At 47.8% G+C, this 20679-nt stretch carries 20 protein-coding genes; 10 read left to right on the forward strand and 10 right to left on the reverse strand.

Annotated elements, in window-relative coordinates; all coding sequences use genetic code 11:
* Positions 1-392 precede the first annotated feature (392 nt).
* A complete protein-coding gene (locus A0129_RS10430; protein ID WP_291714749.1) occupies positions 393-1313 on the forward strand; it encodes a hypothetical protein in 921 nt (306 codons plus the stop codon).
* Positions 1314-1373: 60 nt separating this feature from the next.
* On the opposite strand, the gene A0129_RS10435 is transcribed toward A0129_RS10430, so the two are convergent.
* Entirely contained in the window at positions 1374-2312 is a 939-nt protein-coding gene (locus A0129_RS10435; protein ID WP_291714751.1) for a patatin-like phospholipase family protein, read from the reverse strand.
* A gap of 60 nt (positions 2313-2372) precedes the next feature.
* On the reverse strand, positions 2373-2984 hold the full coding sequence (locus A0129_RS10440; RefSeq protein WP_291714753.1) for a hypothetical protein: 612 nt from the start codon (positions 2982-2984) through the stop codon (positions 2373-2375).
* 354 nt (positions 2985-3338) lie between these two features.
* On the opposite strand from A0129_RS10440, the gene A0129_RS10445 reads away from it, so the two are divergent.
* Both A0129_RS10445 and A0129_RS10450 read left to right on the forward strand, forming a co-directional pair.
* The gene (locus A0129_RS10445; protein WP_291714755.1) at positions 3339-4118 is read left to right on the forward strand and encodes a hypothetical protein; all 780 of its coding nucleotides are present in this window, start codon (positions 3339-3341) and stop codon (positions 4116-4118) included.
* Positions 4119-4618: 500 nt separating this feature from the next.
* On the forward strand, positions 4619-5233 hold the full coding sequence (locus A0129_RS10450; RefSeq protein WP_291714757.1) for a hypothetical protein: 615 nt from the start codon (positions 4619-4621) through the stop codon (positions 5231-5233).
* Between the two features lie 38 nt (positions 5234-5271).
* On the opposite strand, the gene A0129_RS10455 is transcribed toward A0129_RS10450, so the two are convergent.
* The 8 genes from A0129_RS10455 to A0129_RS10490 form a co-directional block, all read right to left on the reverse strand.
* Complete coding sequence (locus A0129_RS10455; RefSeq protein ID WP_291714760.1) at positions 5272-5952, reverse strand: hypothetical protein; 681 nt, start codon at positions 5950-5952, stop codon at positions 5272-5274.
* 51 nt (positions 5953-6003) lie between these two features.
* Positions 6004-7116: a hypothetical protein gene (locus tag A0129_RS10460; protein ID WP_291714762.1), complete on the reverse strand. Its 1113-nt coding sequence runs from the start codon at positions 7114-7116 to the stop codon at positions 6004-6006.
* Between the two features lies 1 nt (position 7117).
* The gene (locus A0129_RS10465) at positions 7118-9475 is read right to left on the reverse strand and encodes a sensor histidine kinase (protein WP_291714764.1); all 2358 of its coding nucleotides are present in this window, start codon (positions 9473-9475) and stop codon (positions 7118-7120) included.
* Between the two features lie 43 nt (positions 9476-9518).
* Positions 9519-11204 (reverse strand): N-6 DNA methylase, encoded by a 1686-nt coding sequence (locus A0129_RS10470; RefSeq protein ID WP_291714766.1) that lies wholly within the window; start codon positions 11202-11204, stop codon positions 9519-9521.
* 612 nt (positions 11205-11816) lie between these two features.
* Positions 11817-12761, reverse strand: a complete 945-nt coding sequence (locus A0129_RS10475) for a HEPN domain-containing protein (RefSeq protein WP_291714768.1) — start codon at positions 12759-12761, stop codon at positions 11817-11819.
* A gap of 118 nt (positions 12762-12879) precedes the next feature.
* Positions 12880-13344, reverse strand: a complete 465-nt coding sequence (locus A0129_RS10480) for an MbcA/ParS/Xre antitoxin family protein (RefSeq protein ID WP_291714770.1) — start codon at positions 13342-13344, stop codon at positions 12880-12882.
* Positions 13345-13507: 163 nt separating this feature from the next.
* Entirely contained in the window at positions 13508-14386 is an 879-nt protein-coding gene (locus tag A0129_RS10485) for a magnesium chelatase domain-containing protein (protein WP_291714772.1), read from the reverse strand.
* Positions 14387-14494: 108 nt separating this feature from the next.
* Complete coding sequence (locus A0129_RS10490) at positions 14495-14725, reverse strand: accessory factor UbiK family protein (RefSeq protein ID WP_291714774.1); 231 nt, start codon at positions 14723-14725, stop codon at positions 14495-14497.
* A gap of 211 nt (positions 14726-14936) precedes the next feature.
* Between A0129_RS10490 and A0129_RS10495 the strand changes: the two genes are divergently transcribed.
* From A0129_RS10495 to A0129_RS10525, 7 genes are all read left to right on the forward strand, one after another.
* Positions 14937-15722 carry a TorF family putative porin gene (locus A0129_RS10495; RefSeq protein WP_291714776.1) on the forward strand — a complete coding sequence of 262 codons (786 nt, stop codon included), beginning with the start codon at positions 14937-14939 and terminating at the stop codon, positions 15720-15722.
* A gap of 71 nt (positions 15723-15793) precedes the next feature.
* Complete coding sequence (locus A0129_RS10500) at positions 15794-16132, forward strand: P-II family nitrogen regulator (RefSeq protein ID WP_008248258.1); 339 nt, start codon at positions 15794-15796, stop codon at positions 16130-16132.
* 21 nt (positions 16133-16153) lie between these two features.
* A complete protein-coding gene (locus A0129_RS10505) occupies positions 16154-17608 on the forward strand; it encodes an ammonium transporter (protein WP_291714778.1) in 1455 nt (484 codons plus the stop codon).
* 163 nt (positions 17609-17771) lie between these two features.
* Positions 17772-19061: a glutamate--cysteine ligase gene (gshA, locus tag A0129_RS10510; protein ID WP_105029769.1), complete on the forward strand. Its 1290-nt coding sequence runs from the start codon at positions 17772-17774 to the stop codon at positions 19059-19061.
* Positions 19058-20020, forward strand: coding sequence for a glutathione synthase (gene gshB / locus A0129_RS10515; RefSeq protein ID WP_291714780.1), 963 nt, complete (start codon positions 19058-19060; stop codon positions 20018-20020). The genes gshA and gshB overlap by 4 nt, the downstream gene beginning before the upstream one ends.
* Positions 20020-20484 (forward strand): PTS fructose transporter subunit IIA, encoded by a 465-nt coding sequence (locus A0129_RS10520; RefSeq protein ID WP_291714781.1) that lies wholly within the window; start codon positions 20020-20022, stop codon positions 20482-20484. Before gshB ends, A0129_RS10520 begins: the two co-directional genes overlap by 1 nt.
* A partial coding sequence (locus tag A0129_RS10525) for an HPr family phosphocarrier protein (protein ID WP_291714783.1) occupies positions 20453-20679 on the forward strand: 227 nt, incomplete at its 3' end. The genes A0129_RS10520 and A0129_RS10525, both read left to right, overlap by 32 nt.

Genomic DNA, 20679 nt, shown 5'->3' on the forward strand with positions numbered 1-20679 from the left:
TCTGTATTAGATGTGAGAAAACGTTCACCAAAGCTGGATTGATCAGTGATGGGAAACCAGTGTGCCCATCTTGCGTACCGTTTTTTCGAACGCCAAATCCTTGCGGGGCTTGCGGTAAGATGTCAACGAGATTGTCCGCAATGCCATCTTTAGGCATTAACGACAAAGTGTGTGACTCGTGCCGCTACAAAGTAACTCATCGTACCTGTTCCGTTTGTCGTCGATATCGAAAAGTTGCCGGCAATACAGATGCTGGAGCTCCGTACTGTATTGCCTGTGCGCCTGGTTCAGAAAGCGCACACAATTGTCCTCAATGCGGAGTTCGAATCCCTGGTAATGGCAACGGGAAATGTATTGGGTGTCTTAACAGTATCCGACTTGAGAAAGAGGCGGTGCTGCTAGCATCTTCGCTTGCGCACGACTGGGCGAAATCTCTTTGTATTGGTTTTGCGAACTGGTTATGGCAGCGTCACAAACAAGCCCCCAATCTCAGCGCTAAGTACCGAACAAATCACCTGATCATCCAAAAGCTGGATGCGACTTTTGTAGAGGTCGCGGATGTATCGTCAAAAGCTTTATTGAGCAACTTCGGAACAGCAACAATCAGACGACATCTGTTGTTATTTCAGTATTTGCAAGAGGCGTTGGGCTTTCATATCTCACAACAGGACAAGTCTGATGCTTCAGACGCGCAGCGAATTCACCAAAACTTGTTGGATAACAGGAATCAACCTTGGGCGAGCGTTTTGATAGGTTATGTAAGTTGGCTTGATGACCAAAAAGTATCGCTTCGCACCAGACGCCTGTACCTCTCAACGGCCGTGTCATTTTGCAAGGCAGTGAAAATAAAGACTGCTTTTTGGGACGAGAAAAACGTCTACAAATTCTTGCGCACCAATCCAGGTTGCGAGGCAAATACTTCCAAGTTTGTTACATACTGCAGAGACGTTCTCGGTTGGCATGTGGCAATGCCAAGGGTCAATCACGGTAAGAGCATGGCCAAACCTCCTAGAACAGTCAGTAGGCTTAAATTATTACTAGCTCGGGTGAAGGAGAATGGCATTGAACAGACTGACCAAAACACTCTTCGCTCAATTCTCGCCATATCGCTTGGAATCAAATCCTCGGCATTGAAAGAAATTGATGGATCGAGCTTCATGCGGATCAGTACTTCTCTATTTCTTCGTGTAGGAGACGAGTCAGTAAAAATTCCTGACTCACTAGATCAGATTTCTGAAGCGTATATGAAATCGCTCAGCCATCAAGATCCGCGTGCGAGTTCGCTTGATGAGCACGAGACCAGCAGTAACTAACTTTACCAATACTGGGTCATTGGTCTGAGTTGGTTGTCCGAAAACTAGATGAGTCCACTTCTATGAGGCAGTAATAAACCGACAAGCTGAGTCAATTTCGGTTTTGTGTGTTCGAATCATTTTCTTCGCTTCTGCCTTAAGATTCTCGATGTTTCCATTGGTTGCGTTATCCATATCGTCTGACGCACTCGTTAGATCAGTTTGAAGGCGCACGTATCTGTCCCCTAGAAACATATTCATTTGATAGTTGGCAGCGTCGGAGACACCATCGAACATACAGCTCAACAAAGGGGCCAACCAGCCAGCCTTACCCCAATCCTTGGCTTCGGAGAAAGAGATCGGACGAATTAACTGGCCTGTGCCAATTGATAGGATAAAAAACTCTTCACTATCGCCAAAGATCTTTTTCGCCTCTGCATATGCGGAAACTGAGGGGCTGTTCATAAAAACACCGCCATCGATCAGTGCCCTATCAACTCCTCCTATCGGTATCAACGCAGGCTCAAAGTATGTGGGGGCGGCCGAGGTGGCACGTGCAGCGTGTTTCATCAATACAGACCGGTACTCTTCTCGCCAACTTTTAAAGAAAACAGGTTCTCTCCGGTGAATGTCGTAGCTTGTGATAAGTGTTTTTGTCAAACCAGATCCAATGGGCGCGTCACCAAAGTATTCATCAAGAACTCGGTCTAGTCCCTTGTGAGAATAGAGTTCGTCGGTTAGGCCGCCAACGGAAGAAACACCCTTCCAAAGAGAACGTGAAAAAATTTCCTTCCCTCTAGATTGATAGATTTCGGCCAAGTCTCGCGCAGAATATTGTGGCTTACCGTTCCCATCATCCTTTGATATTCCCAAAGCTATGATTGCTCCGGTCGAGGTTCCAGCCATCAAATCAAAAGATGCAGAAATGGCCTTCCCTGTTTTTTGCTCAATCTCTGCCAATATCAGTGCTGGAATTAAGCCCCGAATACCGCCACCGTCGATACTTAAAATTCGTTTCATCGTCGTATTTCCTTCTTGAGAAAGTTCCTGGTTAAGACTTTTCAAAAGCTGAGAATTAGCCTAGGGTTTGGAACATTCGAAATAACCGTCTTTAGCTTCGCTGGTTGGACACCAAGTAGACATATTTACGACATACGAGCTAGGGCGCACGACTTGCGCCTTACCGACGATATCTTCTGCTTCAGCGCGGGAGACAACCACCTTAACGCTTCGGAATGATCCAGATCGTCGAAACACCGCAGCATCTCCGATGCCCATGCGCTGAGCAGTTTTTGTAACTTCAAACTTCGCTGCTTCAAGGGTTGTATCCCCGCCGAAAACAACTCCCCAGGTACCAGATGGATCCGTTGCAGAAGTAGATTGTTCAAAAGTGGATAATTGAGGAAGTGTCGTATTTTCGACCAGGGCAGTGGCTGTCGCGTTAGACATGGGAACCCCAGAATAACGATTGATTACCTCAACCGCCCAGAGCCTAAGATTTCGGTTCTCACTGGTTTGTTCAGTTCTGGGATCTTGTCTGAGTATTGCTGTCGCAAGTTCCACGAACTTCATTTCGCTGTCTCGCTGTTTGTTTGACGTAGCAACCTGATTGCCTAAAAATGCGAGTGCAATTGGTATAAATAAAGCCGCAACTGCTTTACTGGCGATCTCGATCTTTTGCCAACTATCCATCTTTCTCTCCCGTTTAACTGGGACTGTCAAAGTTAGATCATGCGGCAAGAAATAACACTTCTCTCCGCGCATTACTCTGAAGATGGCATTTGCAATCGAGCGTTATGATTATTTTCAAAGACTATAAATCAAGGAAGATCAGACTGAAAGTATCCGGACCGGAGCTTTACAGGAGATGAGATACTTAAAATTCTCAGAGCTTCGATGGCGGCTTGATCTTCATTAGGTACGTGCTTTTATTACCCCTCATTTGAGGGGGGGTAGTGGAAGTGACATTCAAAACTACGGACAGGCTCGCGTCCCCAAGTGAGAGGGCCTTTAATGATTTTTCCAATTTGTCTTTAGCGAATTTCAATGAGCTCGAACGCAGAAATAAAAATCAGTGGATTTCCCGAAGATGACGGGTATTGGTTTGTTAAATGGATTGATGAATTCAGGCTTCCGCACCTCACGACAAGTTCAGCGTCAGTGAAAGTAGTACTTCAAAAACTTGGCTCTGTTGATTTTCACAATCTAAATAATTTAGGTTCGACTGATATTCGAAGTATTCTTGGGCAGCGTAAAAAGGATGCAGATGTAATTATTGAGATTCGTTGTCCAGTAGTGATGCCTGGAACGTTACCTTTAGTATTTATCGGGGCAATCTATCAGAGGGGGGTCTATGTCGGGCGGCTGCCCACTCGTCGGCGTACGATCGCACTGGCTGATGGCGGCCAAGAAGGGTTCGAGTTATCACTCTCCCAGCAAATCACCCCTCCGCCGGGCTGGCCTGAAGGTGCCCCCTACAGTCTTCTCAATCGTTTTGAATATTCAGTTATACCCAACATCATGAGGTCTTCAAGATGTTTGATGATTAATCGTGGTGAGGATACATTCATCATCCCCCGAATGACTATTTTTAAGACCTTTTACGCTCCTCACACGGAGCTTGCGAAAGCGTTTTGTGGTGGCCCATGGAACGATCGTCTCGACGAAGTTATTTGCCTAGATGACTTTGAGTCGGGGCTTAAAACTCAAAAAATTACGCACCCAGAACAATGGAACATAATTCTTCAGGTAAGGGTGCCTGACGTGTTCGCTCCCCTTTTGGCCTGTTTTACTTTGATGAGTTCGCAAGATCGTGCGCTTCTTTAATCTATTCGCAAAGCCTTCCAAGACAGAGAAGGGAGAGCAAAGAATCCTTGGTATGCCAGCGCACGAATCCCCTTTAAATCAGATAAAGAGGATTTAAAGCTAACCGTATTAGGATTTGATCTGCGGAGCTCTTTCTACCACGTCTAGGAGGTGAAAAGATCGAGAAACGGAAGTTTCTTGTCACCGAAATCATTGGATGTTCTTGGCCAAGTTATATTCCGCCGATTGGATACGAGCGTGCAAATAGCGGTAATACAAGTCCAAACCCCATTGCCGTCGACGAGCAGGCACCTTATGTAGGTACGCCCGCCGGAGAAATTGAGCGTTCAGGTGCGGAGCTAGATGCCACTCATGACGCAGATGTCACTTCGCCGATAACCCATCTCAACCACACGGAATTTCACTGGATAAACAAACCCACGCTATCAAAGCTGGAGAAACTAAGTAGTAAGAAGTATTCAACACCTCCTCGTGATGACGTACCAGTTCATAGCGAAAGGATGTCTACAGGTGAAGACACCTATCAAAATGATGCTGTTGGCAAAGGGTTGGCTGAGCATAGGATTCGGACGCCCGAAAAAAGATTTAAAAGCATTTTGGAAGTTTTCTCACAACTAAAGTGTGACGGAATAATCTCCAGCTTTAACGTGTTGCCCTGTGATGATAGTCGTTATGAAATCATTCGAGATGGCCTAGCCTGCTGGAGCTTCCAGGAGAGAATTGATGTTAGGTCGAAATTTCGTCCTCGCAGAGGTTGGCGTTTAGTTAAGTTCAATAAAAACAGTCTGCAAGGTTGTATTTATCGCTGTGCGTTAGTTGTTCGATTGATCATCAATCAAAGGATCCTGTTTTGGATTGAAATTGAGTGTCGCGAAACGGGAGAAGGTGGTTTTCGTTCGCCAGTTTTGGCAGATGTCATGACGTCAACAGCCAGCACTATCTCTGCGGCCTTGGAGATCATCGCCGAGTGCAAAGGAATAAACATGGAGCCTCCATTGAGCAAGGTCTTTGGTCCGAACAATCTGAAGGTAAGTTGCTACAAACACGTTTACGAAAAGGGGTCAGACTCCAAGTTTGATACGGGCTCTTTTAATAGATTCTTAAGACAAATCTAATCTTGAATATCAACAATATTCAAGATTAGATTTGTCTACTAAAGCTGCGGAGATGGTGCGGAGCGCCATTCAGAGGCCCACATCGAATGAAGAAGAGTTTTGCTACTTATTGAAAGCCCATCCGTCATTTTACGCAAATACGCCTTATAACAAAGTCTCTGCCCAACTGCAATTGCATTGCACCAGTTTAGATCTTCTCGCAATCGTTCCCATTTTTCTTCATAAAAGTTCGCAGCTACGAGCTCACATAAAATTAGAATATCTACTGGAGGATGACACCAGCGCGGCACTTTTAATGGATGGTCACTTTGACGTTGCCCGGGTCGATGTCCACCATATTGAAGATGAACCAATGGACCTGGTTGCGATATTCCGTCAGTTGAATTTGCCCAATCTACATGCCAGCGTGATAGTGATTTTCGAGTGTCATCATGGATTTCTAGGGCAATATCGAGAGCTGTAAAAGGCGGATGCTCATTTTGAATTTGCGCTACGGAGATACCTTTACAAGAAATCTGAGGGATGATTGGCGTGCCCCTTTCATCCGATGTTGCATTAAAAATAACAGCGTTGTCTCTATCAATTGTTACTCGCCATGAGGTGGCGTGAGGGTTGCGCTTAAGCTGACATACTTCTTGAAGTAATGCCGCATAGCCTTCAGGTGTAACAATATCAAATTCCAGCAATTTACATGCAACAGTGTTAATTGCGTGAGACATTTCACCAGCGGTTATATATGAGTTGCTCATATCAAGACGAATGTGTTGAGTTCACAATGACGATTCACCGTTTCTTTGCTTCGTTAATACCTCCCGTGCAAGATTGGCGTCCACATCATCAACATCGATTTTCTTTTGCAAGTGGCGTTCTGTTTGAATGCAATCCCAACAGATACGTTTCCGATGGCTATATTTGGGCGCATGTGGATCAAATGCAGATACAGAATGACGAATCTCAGAAATACGCTCACAGACAGCGCAAGAGAATGCAAACTTTTCATCTGAGGAGTTGTTCCAGGTAGAAACTGCTGGACTCAGGTTTAAGCCAAATTTAGCGTTTAATAATTTGACCCGTTCGGAGCCTGTGATGTTTGTCGGACGCGTGTTAAAGACCTCCTTTGACCAATCGTCAAGTCGATGTGCCCACCATCTACGCCAACCTAGGTTAAACACCCCGTCATATCGAATTTTTCGGTGGAGCAATTCGGGCTCCAAAGGGGCAAGTGACTCAGTGCCTAAACGTGCTGCTACTTCATTATCAGACAATAGGATTCCTGATCTGTCGATTAAACACTTGAGAATCGTCCTGGCTGCAATATGCGGCGCACCGGCAGAGGAGAGGGCTACCCGCAATTCTTGGTTTACGATTAATTCTATTTCTTCTGCCTCGATATTTAACATCGACAATCTTTTGGACTTGTCTGCCCAAAATTCTTTGATTTGCCGATAACCTTCACACAAGGAAATAAGTTCATTTTTTACTGGATCTGGATTTTCTCCGACTTGCCCCTTCTGATAAATGCGATCAAACAGGTCATGTGCAGTACCATCAGGACGATAAAAGCTCTCGAGCTTATCCTCTCCTGAGATGAGCACGATAGGAAAGTCGTATTCTGGGGCGACACTTGATTTATCTCTTAGAAGTTGTGCAAGACCACTACCGTTGTACGATTTTTGAGGATCGATCATCTTTGGGTTTTCATCAAGACGGAAATCGAGTAAAACGATATCTGGCCTTTCATTGAATAACTCTCCAGCCAGAGTCGCGGCTTCAGCTAAAGGGCGGTACTGGATCGAAAGCGTGTCTTTCTCTGATCCAGAAACTGACAATAGAGCGGCGTAAATTTCTTCGACATCATCTACGAAGATACCTTTGTAATTCATATCATCCTTTATTAATACGATCTGCAAGCACGCGGAACTCAATGTTGCAAGTGTAGCCCTCACTTGGAGACCCTACCGCAACAGAGCCACCATAACTAGAGGCAATATCGCTTACTATTTTCAATCCTAGGCCAGTTCCTGGTCCAGCTAATCCATCATCCGAATCGATACCCACAGATGTAGTGTAGAAAGCATCGAAGATATGATCTTTACTTTTTTCACTAATTCCTAGGCCATTGTCTTGAAATGAGAGTAGGACTAGATCACCTTCTTGTTTAACGCAAACCCGCACTAATCTAGGCATCACTTTCGCAGCTCTCATAGATTTAATTGAGTTGGTAAGAAAATTCAGCAATACGGAATCAAGCTCGCTAGCATGCATGTCTGCGGTTCTTAAGTGACTTGGCGTAACGTCCCATTCAAAGCTGATTCTTTGTCGATCTAAGTACTGCATAAATTGTTGATGAAAACGCTCGATCGCACCTTTCAAAGAAATTGGTCGTAGTTGTCTACTTTCAGTGTTGGACATCAAACCGGAGATGTAACCTCCCAAGTCAAACATTCGACCCGTTACGTCTTTTAGCCCCTCAACTTTTCCAGAAAGTTGTTCTTTTGCTTCAACAGGGAGGTCGGAGACTATCTTGCTAATAACCTTAAGATGGGCCGTTATTGAACTACGGATCCCTTTTATTTCATGGCCAAATACAGAAATTGAGAGTCCGAGCGAGGCTAATATTCGTAACATTTCTTCATATTGTAAAGAAGCTGCTTCGCGTCGCTCAACTTCAGCCTCCCATAGCTTTGCTTCCTCGCGTGCTAGTTCTAGTGCTTGAAGTGCAGCCGCGATTTCGGGTGTTCGTTTTTGTTGCTCTCGCGACGTTGGTTGAGTGTCTGGATTTTTGGCTTCTTCGGTCGGTATCGAGCTGAAAAGATCTAATGTTTCTAGAGGTTTAGTTTCAATTTCTGCGTAAAGCGTATCTATTATTTCGCTCGGCTTGCGAGGCCGGGCTGTCGAAACAAACCCTTTTTGTCCGGCGGTTTGCTTTCGACCACGAGACGAAGCAACTCGAACAAACGCCCACTCTAACATTGCACGTACAGCCGTTCGCATTTCCTCGAAGGCTTCATTTTCGATCAAACCTTCTCTGCTGCTAGTTTCTTCAAAAAGGGGGTTATCCTCACGATCCAGTGAGACATGACCGAAAAAATTAACATTGCTGGCAGGAACGATGATGTTCCTTCGACTTGTGTCGCGGTCAAGACCTAACCAATCGTCGGATCTTTCTCCATACGGCGCAACTCTAAAGCCGTTTCTGTAAATCCGTATTCCGCCGTATTCGGCGCCCATATCTTTGGCTAACTGAACACCCAGACCGGAGAGGGTTTCCGCAGCATAGATAAAGTACCGAGCGTTAAAGGTAAGCGGTCCAGTAAGCAGAAATTTTCGTTCGATAGTGTGGCTATCATCCAGACCTGTTTTCTGGGAGACTACACGTACACTAGCGATGCCGTTTTCATCAATGCTTCCGGTAATGATGGCGAACGCATGCTGTAGAAATCCTGTTTCGATGCTCAAAGTTGTTTCCCGCTGTTGGGAAGACTCACCATTTAATCGTACTTCGAAGCCAGGATCTGCGTATTTTGTTGAGTTTGTGTTGCCATTTGTCAGTGTCACAAATGGACTTTGCAGTGAAAGAATCATCTTCCAAACACGGTTCAAGGCCACTTCCGGCCAAGTTTCGCGTAGCTGATCAATTTGAAGTCTGGTCCCTTCCCGATCAATGGGCTTTTTGTACTGTTCAACCTGATTAAATATATCGTTTAGATTCAAACCAGATGTGAAATGATGATCCCAATCGAATGAGACACGGACCCCCGTGTGACTTCCTTTGACCTCTGTCTCCATTGTCAAGGTCTTTCCCAAGCGTTGAACCGCAAATCTACCAATGCCCTTTCGTCCAGCACGAAGTCGTAAATACTTAGGAGATTTGGGCTCTGCCTGCTTAAAAGATGTGGACAATCTCATCCACGAATCACGAACGACCTGAAGAGTCATCCCATGCCCGTTATCTTCGATAACTAACCGTCCTCCCGCCTTATCTTGGTTTTGAAAAGTAACGGTAACAAGAGAAGCATCTGCGTCGTACGCATTTTTAATGAGCTCCGCTAATGCAGTTTCCTGTCTTGCTACGAGTTCAAGTCCTAGGCGTTGAATATGGCCAGCATCCACACTAAAACGAACATTATCGTTATTGTTGTCGACAATAATTCGACTTGTTTTTTCAATCAGATGCCAATCGGGCTTCTCTTTTGTAAGCTCTTGAGAGATAGTTCGGCGCAAAAATTCAGGATCGGTCATAGGGCTCTTAGGCAGTTCAAAGCGATTTAAAAGTGGTCTATCGTCAGCGCATTCTTCGATTACGGACGGCTTCTAGTCCAGAGTGTAGTGCAGGAAGATACGCCGCCATAGCTCCATCTTTAAAGAAGAAGGCATCGGCGCAAAGACGGGCTCCCGTTGCGTCTCCGAGCCTCAATTTTTCATTTACCTTTTTAAAAACCGTGTCAATCTGAGAAGAATTTCGATTACTTGGTAAAAATAAGTTCAATTTTAGTGCACTCGATGGTTCTAGTTTCAGAGCTCCAGATCCTCGCGGATGTCCAATTATCTCAGCTGCTAACTGTGTGAATGTTGTCTGTATAGACAACGCTATTAATTTCATTTGACTGGCGGTAACACTCTCTTTGAAGTACACGCGGTACATCGAATTTGTTGAGTTAGCGTTGGCGAGATTGAGAATTAAACGCGGACCTTTGTCGGCCATGAAAACGAAAAAGGCGTCTGGCGTGCGGTGATTATCCTCAAATTGATACCAGATAGGACGTCGCTGAAATGTAGAGTTGCTAGCTCTCTTTTCCATTGGATATCTAGCAAGATACTCTGTCAATATCTTTTGCCGCGGTTCTGACGGTGGCCGTAGTGCGAGGCAGCGTACGTTGTTCTCAATATGTTCGCGGCGATCATCTTGGTCAACACTAATCCCCGAAACATATTGGCTTCGTGGCATGATGTATTTCAGATGACGATTATCAATTTTGTATTCTTTCCATTCAGATCGACTTTTGATGAAGAAGGGGGTGTCTCCAGTTACAAGCCCGATCCTAATCGTTGCTAGATCGCCTAGCAATCGCATGTTTGGAACAGAAGCAAGCGTCTGGTGTAGCCGGCCAACTTGAACGGGAATAAGCCCATGTCCTGGAAAGGCTATTTCCTCCGTATGGCTATTGATATGCCAGTTTTTCAACAATTCAGTAAGCTTCTCAACGCTCTCGATACATCTAACCATGAACGGGGTATCAGCGGGTTGCTTGTTGAAGCCTTCGGCTAATAGAACTACTGTGGTTTCCTCTGTACCTTCAGTTAAAAACAACCGCTCGGCAATTGTGAGGGCCACTACTCGTTCAAATTTACTTCGAATAAGCTCCCGAATTGATGCCGAGTATTCGGCATAAAGAAAGCTACCAGGTAGCACCAGTGCTATGCGTCCGCCAGTTTTAAGAAATTTTAGCGCATGAACCACGAAATAAGCCCATAGGTTGGCTCTGCCGTGAAGCCGAATGCTGGACGTATTAATCAATTCCGATATAGCTTCTCTCTGATTTTTTGAGAAATTACTATGTTTGATGTAAGGAGGATTTCCAATCACTAGATCGACTTTTGTTCGCATCGATCGCTCAGTGGCTTTTGTGAGAAAGTCCTGTTGAAAAAAATGACCTGCAATCATCTCTTGTTTAATTCGGCGCCTCAGATATCTAAACGCCAGGGGGTCAATGTCACAACCGTATAAGTTGGCTTCAGGCGCAGGATTGCCCAGCTCGGATAGGCGCTGTATGGCAGCCTCTAAAAAGGTACAACCACCAAAGCAGGGCTCAAGAACTAGATCCGAAGAAGATCTGATTCCCCAGTCAGACAGTGCCGCAGACACAGAAAGAGGGGTGTAAAAAGCTCCAATTTTTTTGCGATGGTCAATGTCGTGCGATTTCAAGTCGAAATCAAGGGAAGATTCCAAATTAGTGTCACTTGCCAACATTGAGTTCATTCCGCGTTTTTTCGACTCCGATTGTCTCTGCAACATTTTTGGCAGCCCGTCGCAAGATGATGTCTGAGCTGTCCACATGCAATATCACTTCAACACAATCACCTTCAGCAATTCCTAGCGTGCGCAACAGATTTCCGTCGAGCGCAATTCTCCTCGATCTTTGTATAACAACAGTACCGAAAGAGACTTCAGTTAGGGTTTTTTTTGTCACAATATGGTATTTTAAAATACAACATGACCTAGCATAAGGCAAATACTATATCTTGCACAACATTTGGTTGTTCTAGATATGAAGTTTTCACCTCAAGGCAATTGATCCTTGGGATGTACTACCCCGCCTATCGTGGACAACTCCCGGCTAATATTTGAGCATAGGAGAAAGTCATCATGAGTGGACAAAGGTATTGCAGCGTAACTTAGGTGGCAAATTGAATTTTTTCAGTGGGTGTTCCGATATACAACATCCCATTAGTCAAGCATCGTGAATTGCATTCTGATTAATGAAAGGTCATTGTTTTATTAGCGGACTGTTTTCTCCGTCTAGGTCAGCAACAGTGACTGCAGGTAAGCTTATTGTGACCAATAATCAAAATTGACTTTCAGTTATTTGTGTTGTTGCCAAAATTCAGCGAACTCTAAGTGACGATATTTAGATAGGCTAAGCAGCAGCCTTGCAATTATTCGTTGAATGTATAACAGATCTTCTTTCCGGTTCCGTCCAAGTTGTGAGTATGACTTTCCATGATGCACCATTGGGTTTCGAACATCTTTGTAAAACTTAACGAAATTTTCTCTTGTATTTGCCTGAATTGAAGGGTCGTTAGAGAGCCATTTGCCAATTGCCGATTTGAACTCATTGGAGTTGCAATTTTCAGGCGTCAAAAGGCCATCTATTGCGAAAATCAAATTCAATATTTTTTGATCATCCGAGAATGCGGTGAACGATTGCCCAAACACACGCAATAATCGCTTAAGACGAATGCCTAGAGAATTACTCTCATACTGTTCTGTAACAATCGATTCGAAGTCTGAATGGCTAGGCGGTCTGTCCAGTTCAAGACCTAGACCCGGTACTAAGAGAGGACAATCAGGTTCCCTCGCGATCAAACGTGTTTGCTCGTGGTTCTGAACCTTAACCGCTAGAAAGTTAAGGTCTGGAATATAGCCTGCCATCATCGGAGATGTTTGGGGAATATCCAGTCTGCAGTAATCAACTCTAATCAAGTCCATTACTGCTTCGCCTTTAAAAATAGATTCTTCCAGAATTCGCTCGTCATAGTCGCGGGAACTTACTTGCTCACCAGTCCAATTGATGTCGATGTCGAACTGTATATTCGTCACGGTTTCCAGATCTGATAGCCGCACTCCACTTACTGCGGTTATAACTTCCGAGAGATTTTTGCCGGAGAAAAGCGAATCAAAGTCAACCTCTTCTCGCGAAGATTCATTTTCATGCTCGTTCTTGGCTGGTACGAATGTGGTACCAGCAAACTCAAACTGTTCATAAATAAGCAGATTTGCTACAGGAAGTGTGACTTTAAATTGCATAGGAGATTCGTGTGGTTTGTGATCATGAAAAATAATCTACATTAAATAAAGTGAGTTTGTTGACTATTTAAAGCACAAAACCACAAATTGGAGCACATTGGACAGGTTGATTAGTTGGTTATTGATAAATGCCATAACGAATGGCGGATAGTAGATTGGATACCACCTCCTGGCCCACCACGGTATCAAAGTAATCTGCAGGAAGATGGCCACCCAAGGAGTCATTGGGACCAAATGCCCAAGTTCCGAGCCACTCGGCGGCATCAAACCCTTCAGGATCGCCGCACTCTTCAACAATATTTTGTACTTGTCCTATTAACAAGTGAATTCCAATAATCTGATTAGACAGGCTTTTTTTCTGACTGGGCGAGCCTCTGGACTTGATTGAGTAGGCCAAAGAAAGAGAGATGCCGAGACTTTGGGACAAGTTAGCCAAGCTGACTCCCATGGCTTGAGCAGTTTCATAAAAATACCCAGCAGGGATTCCAGCTCTGATCAACCCAACCCGCTCTACTAGAGTGGTTTTGTAGACAGAACTTATGTAGTTGGCAAAGTTATCTTTTTGAGGCGATGAACTCGACAATTTTGACTCCACAAATTTCCTTAGACTTATTGGTTAATGTATCCCAGGCACTTGAAAAAACACAGCGATTGAGCCGCTACGGTGAGCTGCATCAGTTTTGACATGGTCAATACGAGTCGCAGGGTAGAAGGTCGCATATTTAAATGTGTAGTCGCATCTTCAACTAGAAATAACATCCGCCGCCGATCAATGCAGCCATGGTGCTGCTAGGGTGTGGGTTTCTAAAAGGGCGCTGCGGGCTCAGCATGTCGCTTTCGCCTTTCAGGCTTCGAATGGCCGAGATCTCCAGCGAGTCTTCAAAAGGCAAAGGTGGCATCAGGCTGCCAACGCGCTGCGCCAGCATCGACTTTCCACTGCCCGGTGGGCCCACCAGGCGAATGTGGTGTTGACCCGCCGTGGCGGTCAGTAAGGCATGTTTGGCGGTTTGGTGACCAATCACTTCGGCCATGTCCAGTGGGTTGGTCGTGCTCGAATGGTTTGATGCCAGGTGTGATTGTTGTTCCAGTGGCTGGCCATGCCCCACCAGATGCGCAGCCGCTTCAAACAAATTGCCGGCGCCGAATACTGCAAGGTCGGGCACAGTGGCTGCAAGCCTGGCTGGCGCTTTGGGCATCATCAGCTTGATCGTGCGCTGGCGTATGCGGGCCTCCTTTCGAGCAGCAACTGCCAGGGCAAAAGGACTGCGTACGCCAGTCAGTGCACCTGACAATGACAGTTCTCCAGCGAACAACCAGTCAGAAAGATCGGCTTTGGCCAATTGGCCCGAAGCACTGGCGATGCCCAATGCGACTGCAAGATCAAATGCCGCACTGCCCTTGGGAAGGTCAGCCGGCGCGAGGTTGACTGTAATTCGCTGAGAGGGAAACTCGAATCCGCTGTTGAGCAAGGCCGATCGTACTCGTTCTTTGGATTCACGGATTTCGGTATCGGGCAGACCGACCAGCGCGAAGGAAGGCAAGCCGGCTGACAAATGAACCTCAATTTGAACCGCGACAGGGCGAACGCCCACAAAGGTAAGACTGTGAAGGGTGGCTAGAGGCATGGTGCGGACAACAGTCAAACCCCGAGGATTATCCCCACGCCGCTTCTTTTTGCAAATGAGTGCTTCGGTTGGCGTCACCCGGTGGACGACGCGTGACAGAGGGCTCGATCAGGTTCGTTTCTCGAGCTCAGCCACGCGCAATTCGAGTGCATGCACCTTTTCGCGCAGCCGGTTAAGCACTTCCTTTTGGATTTCAAAATCTTCAAGGCACACAAACTCCATGTCTTGCAAACCTTGGCGAATCAGCTGTGTGACTGGATTTTCCATGTTTTGAAGGCCTTTTGCGTTGAGCAATTCGCCTACTTTGGCCGTGATGGCATCGAAAGGATTGTTCGCCAATGTTTACCCCGAAAGAGTTTTATCGCGTCGCACCAAAACAGTGCACCAAATTGGTGCTGCGGCGAAAAATTCAAAAAATTGAATCCCTATTGTGCCCGAAAAAGGGGGATTTATCGTGAAATTACCGACGAGTTCATGGTTGGCACACTTCTCGCTAATAGACCCTTGCCAAAAAAACTTTACGGCATTCATCTATTTTTAGGAGAGTGAGATGAAAAAATTAGTACTGGTCGCTGCAATCGCCGCAACTACTTTTGGGGCTGTTTCAACTGCACAAGCTGAAGTCACTACTACAGCAAACGCCAACTTGGCTACCGATTACAAATTCCGCGGTATTTCCCAAACCAACGGTGGCCCGGCTTTCCAGGGTGGCTTTGACGCCGCTTTCAGCAACGGTTTCTACGTGGGTAACTGGAACTCGAACGTAAACTTCCCAGGCGTTGGTTCTGGTCTGAGCTCTGGAAGTGCTGGTTTGGAAATGGACTTCTACGGCGGCTACGCAGGTTCATTGGCTAATGGTATTGGCTATGACGTTGGTGCCTTGTACTACTTCTATGAAGGTGTACCAATTGCTGCTGGAGCCCCCGAGCTGGACACTCTGGAGATCTACGGTAAGGTGTCTTATGCAGGTGCCTATGCCAAACTCTCTTACGCTGTAACTGAAGATTACTTCGGCGTCGCTGCAGCAAATGGCAGCATTGACCAAAGTGGTTCCACTTACCTGGATCTGGGTTACACCTTGGCGTTGTCAGATGCTTTGTCCTTGACCGCTCACTATGGTCTGACTAGCTATGACAAGGATGTTGCCAACAACCGTCTTGGTACCGGCACTGTTGATTCTTATGCTGATTACAGCTTGGCCGCCACCTACGCGATCAGCCCCAAGTACTCGGTAACTGCTGCGTATATTGACGTTGATGATGACGGTGTTGATTTCTTCAACAACGAACAAATCACTGATGGTTCTTTGGTAGTGACTTTCAGCGCCAAGTTCTAAATTGAATCCAGACAGCGCTCTGAAGAGGGGCGCTGTTTTTACCCTCTTCAAACTTAATTCAGGAGTGCGTAATGAAGCTAATTTCAGCAGTCATTAAGCCTTTCAAACTCGATGAAGTCCGTGAAGCGCTGTCTGCCATCGGCGTGCAAGGCATTACGGTTACCGAAGTGAAAGGTTTTGGTCGCCAGAAAGGTCACACAGAGCTGTATCGTGGCGCCGAGTATGTAGTCGACTTTTTGCCCAAAGTGAAAATTGAAGCAGCCGTGGACGACAGCCTGGTAGACCAGGCATGCGAAGCCATTGAAGCAGCGGCCAAGACCGGCAAGATCGGTGACGGCAAAATTTTCGTGTTTGATTTGTTGAGTGTTACCCGTATTCGCACAGGCGAAACCGGTAAAGACGCCCTTTAACCAGAGAGAAGTGAGGAAATCATGAGAAAACTTCTGACTGTCTGGCTTGCGGCCGCAGCACTGGGTTTCAGTGTTGCCAGTCCCGGTGTATTTGCTCAGGAAACCCCTGTAGCGCCTGCCACCGAAGCCACCGAAACAATGGCTGCTCCCGTCGAGGCAGCTCCTGCCGAAGCGCCTGCCGCTGAAGCTCCCATGGCCGCAGAAGCTGCTCCCGCAGAAGAAGCTGCCCCAGCTGTTGAACAAACAGTGAACAAAGGCGATATCACCTGGATGATGGTCGCGACTATTTTGGTTATCTTCATGACCATTCCTGGCTTGGCATTGTTCTACGGCGGCTTGGTCCGCGCAAAGAACATGTTGTCTGTGCTGATGCAGGTAATGTCCGTGTTCTGTCTGATCGTGGTGTTGTGGGCTGTATACGGCTACAGCTTGACTTTCGGCGGTGGTGACAACCCGTTCGTGGGCAACTTCAGCAAACTGTTCTTGAGCGGCGTGACACCTGACTCCCTGTCAGCCACGTTCACTGAAGGCGTGATGATCCCTGAATTCATTTTCATCGCATTCCAGTCCACATTCGCGGCCATTACCTGTGCCCTGATCGTGGGTGCATTCGCCGAGCGCATCAAGTTTTCTGCAGTGTTGCTGTTCTGTGCAATCTGGTTCACTTTCAGCTACGTGCCAATCGCTCACATGGTGTGGGACGCTGCTGGTTTCATCTTCGCAGATGGCGCAATCGACTTCGCTGGCGGTACAGTGGTTCACATCAACGCTGCAGTTGCAGGTTTGGTGGGTGCTTACATGATCGGCAAGCGTGTTGGTTACGGCAAGGAAGCCATGACTCCACACAGCCTGACATTGACCATGGTTGGTGCATCCATGCTGTGGGTGGGTTGGTTCGGTTTCAACGCTGGTTCCAACCTGGAAGCCAACGGTGGTGCAACATTGGCCTTCATCAACACATTGTTGGCAACTGCTGCCGCAACACTGAGCTGGGCCGCTGCTGAAGCACTGCTGAAAGGCAAGGCGTCCATGCTGGGTGCCGCTTCCGGTGCAGTGGGTGGTTTGGTTGCGATCACACCAGCCTGCGGCACAATCGGCCCAATGGGAGCTCTGATCCTTGGCTTGATGGCTGGCCCAATCTGTCTGTGGGGCGTGACTGGTCTTAAGAAGATGTTGGGTGCAGACGATGCACTGGACGTGTTCGGTGTACACGGCGTAGGCGGTATCTTGGGCGCCTTGATGGTAGGTGTGTTGTCTGCACCTAGCCTGGGCGGCACCATGGGTGACGACTTCGTAATCGCTTCCCAGTTGGCAGTGCAGGCCAAGGGCGTGGTGATCACTATCGTTTGGTCTGGTATCGTGGCTGCAATCTCCTTCAAGCTGGTAGACCTCATCGTTGGCCTGCGTGTGTCTGAAGATGCAGAGCGCGAAGGTCTGGACATCACCTCTCACGGTGAAACAGCCTACAGCAAGTAAATACACTCTCCACTTAGGTGGAATCCTTCAGCCCGGGGTAAAGGGCTGATTCAAAGGCACCTTCGGGTGCCTTTTTTGCTTCACCCCCCGATTTTCCCTCCTCAATGTGGCGGTGCAGCGTTTTGGATTACACTTGGCGAAGTGTCTTACCCAGAGAATGTTGATGGTTCCACATCTTGTAACTGCTTTAACCGGTCCACTGTTGGATCTTGAAAAACGAATGCTCGACAAGACCACTGAAATTGAGCGGTGGTTTCGCATGGCCTGGAATGAGAACACGCCGCCTTTTTACAGTTCAGTGGATGTGCGCAATGCAGGTTTCAAGCTTGCGCCTGTTGACACCAACCTGTTTCCTGGCGGTTTCAACAATCTCGCCCCCGACATGATGCCGCTGGCCATTCAGGCCGCCGTGAGTGCCATTGACAAAATTTGTCCGGAAGCGCGCAGCATGGTGCTGGTACCAGAGAACCACACCCGCAATACCTTTTACCTCACCAATGTGGCCCGCTTGGCTGCCATTTTGAAGCAAACCGGTCTGGATATTCGTCTGGGTTCCGTGTCGCCCGACATCACCGAACCGACCCGTTTTGATTTGCCGGATGGTCAGCACATTGTGCTGGAACCGCTCAAGCGCTACGGTAGCCGGGTTGGTGTTGATGGATTGGAGCCATGTGCGGTGTTGTTGAACAACGATCTTTCCGCAGGTGTTCCTCCAATTCTGCAAGGCATTAAAGACCAAATCCTGTTGCCCCCTTTGCATGCTGGTTGGGCCACCCGCCGCAAGAGTACGCACTTCAAAGCCTATGATTCAGTCGTTGAGGCTTTTTCTGAAATGCTGGAAATTGATCCCTGGTTGATCAACCCGTATTTCACGCACCGCAATCAGTTGAATTTTCAGGAGCGCGTGGGTGAAGAGGCCCTGGCGCAGGCTGTCGATGAGGTGCTTGCCAAAACACGCATCAAATACGCTGAATACGGCATAGACGAGCAGCCTTATGTGGTGGTCAAGGCTGATGCAGGCACCTACGGCATGGGCATCATGACTGTAAAGGACGCCTCGGAAGTGGTTGGCCTGAATCGCAAGCAGCGCAACAAAATGTCGGTGATCAAAGAGGGCCTGCAGGTGTCCGACGTGATTATTCAAGAAGGTGTGCACACCTTCGAGAGCATTGAAGACGCCGTGGCCGAGCCTGTGGTTTACATGATCGACCGCTATGTGGTGGGCGGTTTTTACCGAGTGCACACGGGCCGTGGCCGCGATGAAAACCTGAATGCACCTGGCATGCACTTTGTGCCTTTGGCATTTGAAACGCCATGTAACACACCCGACTGCAGTGATCGCCCCGACGCCGCGATGAACCGTTTCTATGCTTATGGCGTAATCGGCCGTTTGGCCGCATTGGCTGCTTCGCAAGAGCTGGAGGCTACAGCAGGTATGGAGTTGGCCGCATGAGCAGTCGGAGTTTTGTGTGCGTCATTGATCCGCTCACCAGCCTGAATCCGAAAAAAGATTCCTCCATCGCCATGATGGAATCGGCGCAATCGCGTGGCTGGAAAGTGGGCGTGATCGAGGATGGAGGCATGCATTGGGCGACTGGTGTTGGTGTTCGCGCCCAGGTGGTGTGGATTGCAATTGACCGGGCCAGCAAGCCTTGGTATTCCGAGGTGGGTCGTGAAGAGGTTGCATTGAAAGACCTTGATGCCATCATCATGCGCAAAGACCCACCGTTCGATGCCGAGTTTGTGACCGCTACCTGGCTTCTTGAACAGGGCGAGCGTGAGGGTGCGCGAGTGTTCAATAGTCCGCGGGCCATTCGTGATCACAACGAAAAATTCACCATTGCCCAGTTTGAACAATTTGTAGTGCCTACCCTGGTTTCGCGCAACGCAGCCCAGCTTCGCGGTTTTCTGGAACAACATCCTGATGCCATTGCCAAACCTCTGGATGGCATGGGCGGCACGTCAATTTTTCGCATGAAGAAAGGCGATCAAAACGTGGGCGTAATACTGGAAACCCTGACCGACTATGGCCGCAAAACCGCCATGATTCAGCGCTATATTCCCGACATTGTGGACGGCGACAAACGTGTGTTACTCATCAATGGCGAGCCGGTACCTTATTGTCTGGCACGATTACCCAAAGAGGGTGAGCACCGAGGTAACTTGGCTGCGGGGGGCACAGGCAGGGCGCAGCCCTTGAGTGAAAGCGACTGGCACATTGCCCGCACATTGGCACCCGAATTGAAAAAGCGAGGGCTATTGCTGGTGGGACTGGACATCATCGGGCAGAACCTCACCGAGGTGAATGTCACAAGCCCCACCTGCTTTCGCGAGATCATGGATCAAACCGGATTTCCCGTGGCAGACACTTTCGTGCAAGCCGTTGAAACAGCCTTGCAGGAGAAGCACTGATGTTGGGCTTGGTGCTGGTGACTCATGCGCCTTTGGGTGACGCCATTGCCCAATGCGTGAAACACGTGATGGGTTCTTTGCCTGATGGACTGGCTGTGGTGGATGTGCCTGCGGATGAAGACATTGAACAGTCTGTGCAGCGCATTCAAGCCGCTGCGCGGCAGGTTCATGCGGGTGAAGGAGTGGTGTTTTTGACTGACCTGTTTGGTGCAACTCCTTCCAATGCCGCGGTGCGTGCTGGCGTGGAATCGTTGAATTTGCCGACTGTGCTGGTCTCGGGCTGCAATCTACCCATGGTGCTGCGTGCACTTGGGTTTCGGGATTTGCCCATCAATGAAGTGGCCGAACGTTTGGTCATGGGCGGCCGAAACGGTATCGTAAGCACTGGTGCAACAGCGCCACAACGTCAAACCTTTAACCCGGCGAAGAACGATGATTCAGCAAGAAATCACCATCAGCAATAAACTGGGCCTGCATGCACGGGCTTCGGTCAAATTGACACAGACGGCCAGCCGTTTTCAGTCCGAAGTGTGGATTGGCAAGGCAGGCCGGCGCGTGAATGCAAAAAGTATCATGGGTGTCATGATGTTGGCCGCAGGGAAAGGACACAATGTGCTTCTTGAAGCGGAGGGCAGTGACGAGGCTGAAGCCATCGCCGC

It is taken from the genome of Limnobacter sp. CACIAM 66H1 (assembly GCF_001601825.1).
Taxonomy (GTDB): domain Bacteria; phylum Pseudomonadota; class Gammaproteobacteria; order Burkholderiales; family Burkholderiaceae_B; genus Limnobacter.

What these genes read in the sequence shown, in the direction of transcription:
- A0129_RS10435 (WP_291714751.1), bottom strand. Translation starts at nt 2,312, where the DNA reads ATGAAACGAATTTTAAGTATCGACGGTGGCGGTATTCGGGGCTTAATT.
- A0129_RS10440 (WP_291714753.1), bottom strand. Translation starts at nt 2,984, where the DNA reads ATGGATAGTTGGCAAAAGATCGAGATCGCCAGTAAAGCAGTTGCGGCT.
- A0129_RS10445 (WP_291714755.1), top strand. Translation starts at nt 3,339, where the DNA reads ATGAGCTCGAACGCAGAAATAAAAATCAGTGGATTTCCCGAAGATGAC.
- A0129_RS10450 (WP_291714757.1), top strand. Translation starts at nt 4,619, where the DNA reads ATGTCTACAGGTGAAGACACCTATCAAAATGATGCTGTTGGCAAAGGG.
- A0129_RS10455 (WP_291714760.1), bottom strand. Translation starts at nt 5,952, where the DNA reads ATGTCTCACGCAATTAACACTGTTGCATGTAAATTGCTGGAATTTGAT.
- A0129_RS10460 (WP_291714762.1), bottom strand. Translation starts at nt 7,116, where the DNA reads ATGAATTACAAAGGTATCTTCGTAGATGATGTCGAAGAAATTTACGCC.
- A0129_RS10465 (WP_291714764.1), bottom strand. Translation starts at nt 9,475, where the DNA reads ATGACCGATCCTGAATTTTTGCGCCGAACTATCTCTCAAGAGCTTACA.
- A0129_RS10470 (WP_291714766.1), bottom strand. Translation starts at nt 11,204, where the DNA reads ATGTTGGCAAGTGACACTAATTTGGAATCTTCCCTTGATTTCGACTTG.
- A0129_RS10475 (WP_291714768.1), bottom strand. Translation starts at nt 12,761, where the DNA reads ATGCAATTTAAAGTCACACTTCCTGTAGCAAATCTGCTTATTTATGAA.
- A0129_RS10485 (WP_291714772.1), bottom strand. Translation starts at nt 14,386, where the DNA reads ATGCCTCTAGCCACCCTTCACAGTCTTACCTTTGTGGGCGTTCGCCCT.
- A0129_RS10495 (WP_291714776.1), top strand. Translation starts at nt 14,937, where the DNA reads ATGAAAAAATTAGTACTGGTCGCTGCAATCGCCGCAACTACTTTTGGG.
- A0129_RS10500 (WP_008248258.1), top strand. Translation starts at nt 15,794, where the DNA reads ATGAAGCTAATTTCAGCAGTCATTAAGCCTTTCAAACTCGATGAAGTC.
- A0129_RS10505 (WP_291714778.1), top strand. Translation starts at nt 16,154, where the DNA reads ATGAGAAAACTTCTGACTGTCTGGCTTGCGGCCGCAGCACTGGGTTTC.
- gshA (WP_105029769.1), top strand. Translation starts at nt 17,772, where the DNA reads ATGGTTCCACATCTTGTAACTGCTTTAACCGGTCCACTGTTGGATCTT.
- gshB (WP_291714780.1), top strand. Translation starts at nt 19,058, where the DNA reads ATGAGCAGTCGGAGTTTTGTGTGCGTCATTGATCCGCTCACCAGCCTG.
- A0129_RS10520 (WP_291714781.1), top strand. Translation starts at nt 20,020, where the DNA reads ATGTTGGGCTTGGTGCTGGTGACTCATGCGCCTTTGGGTGACGCCATT.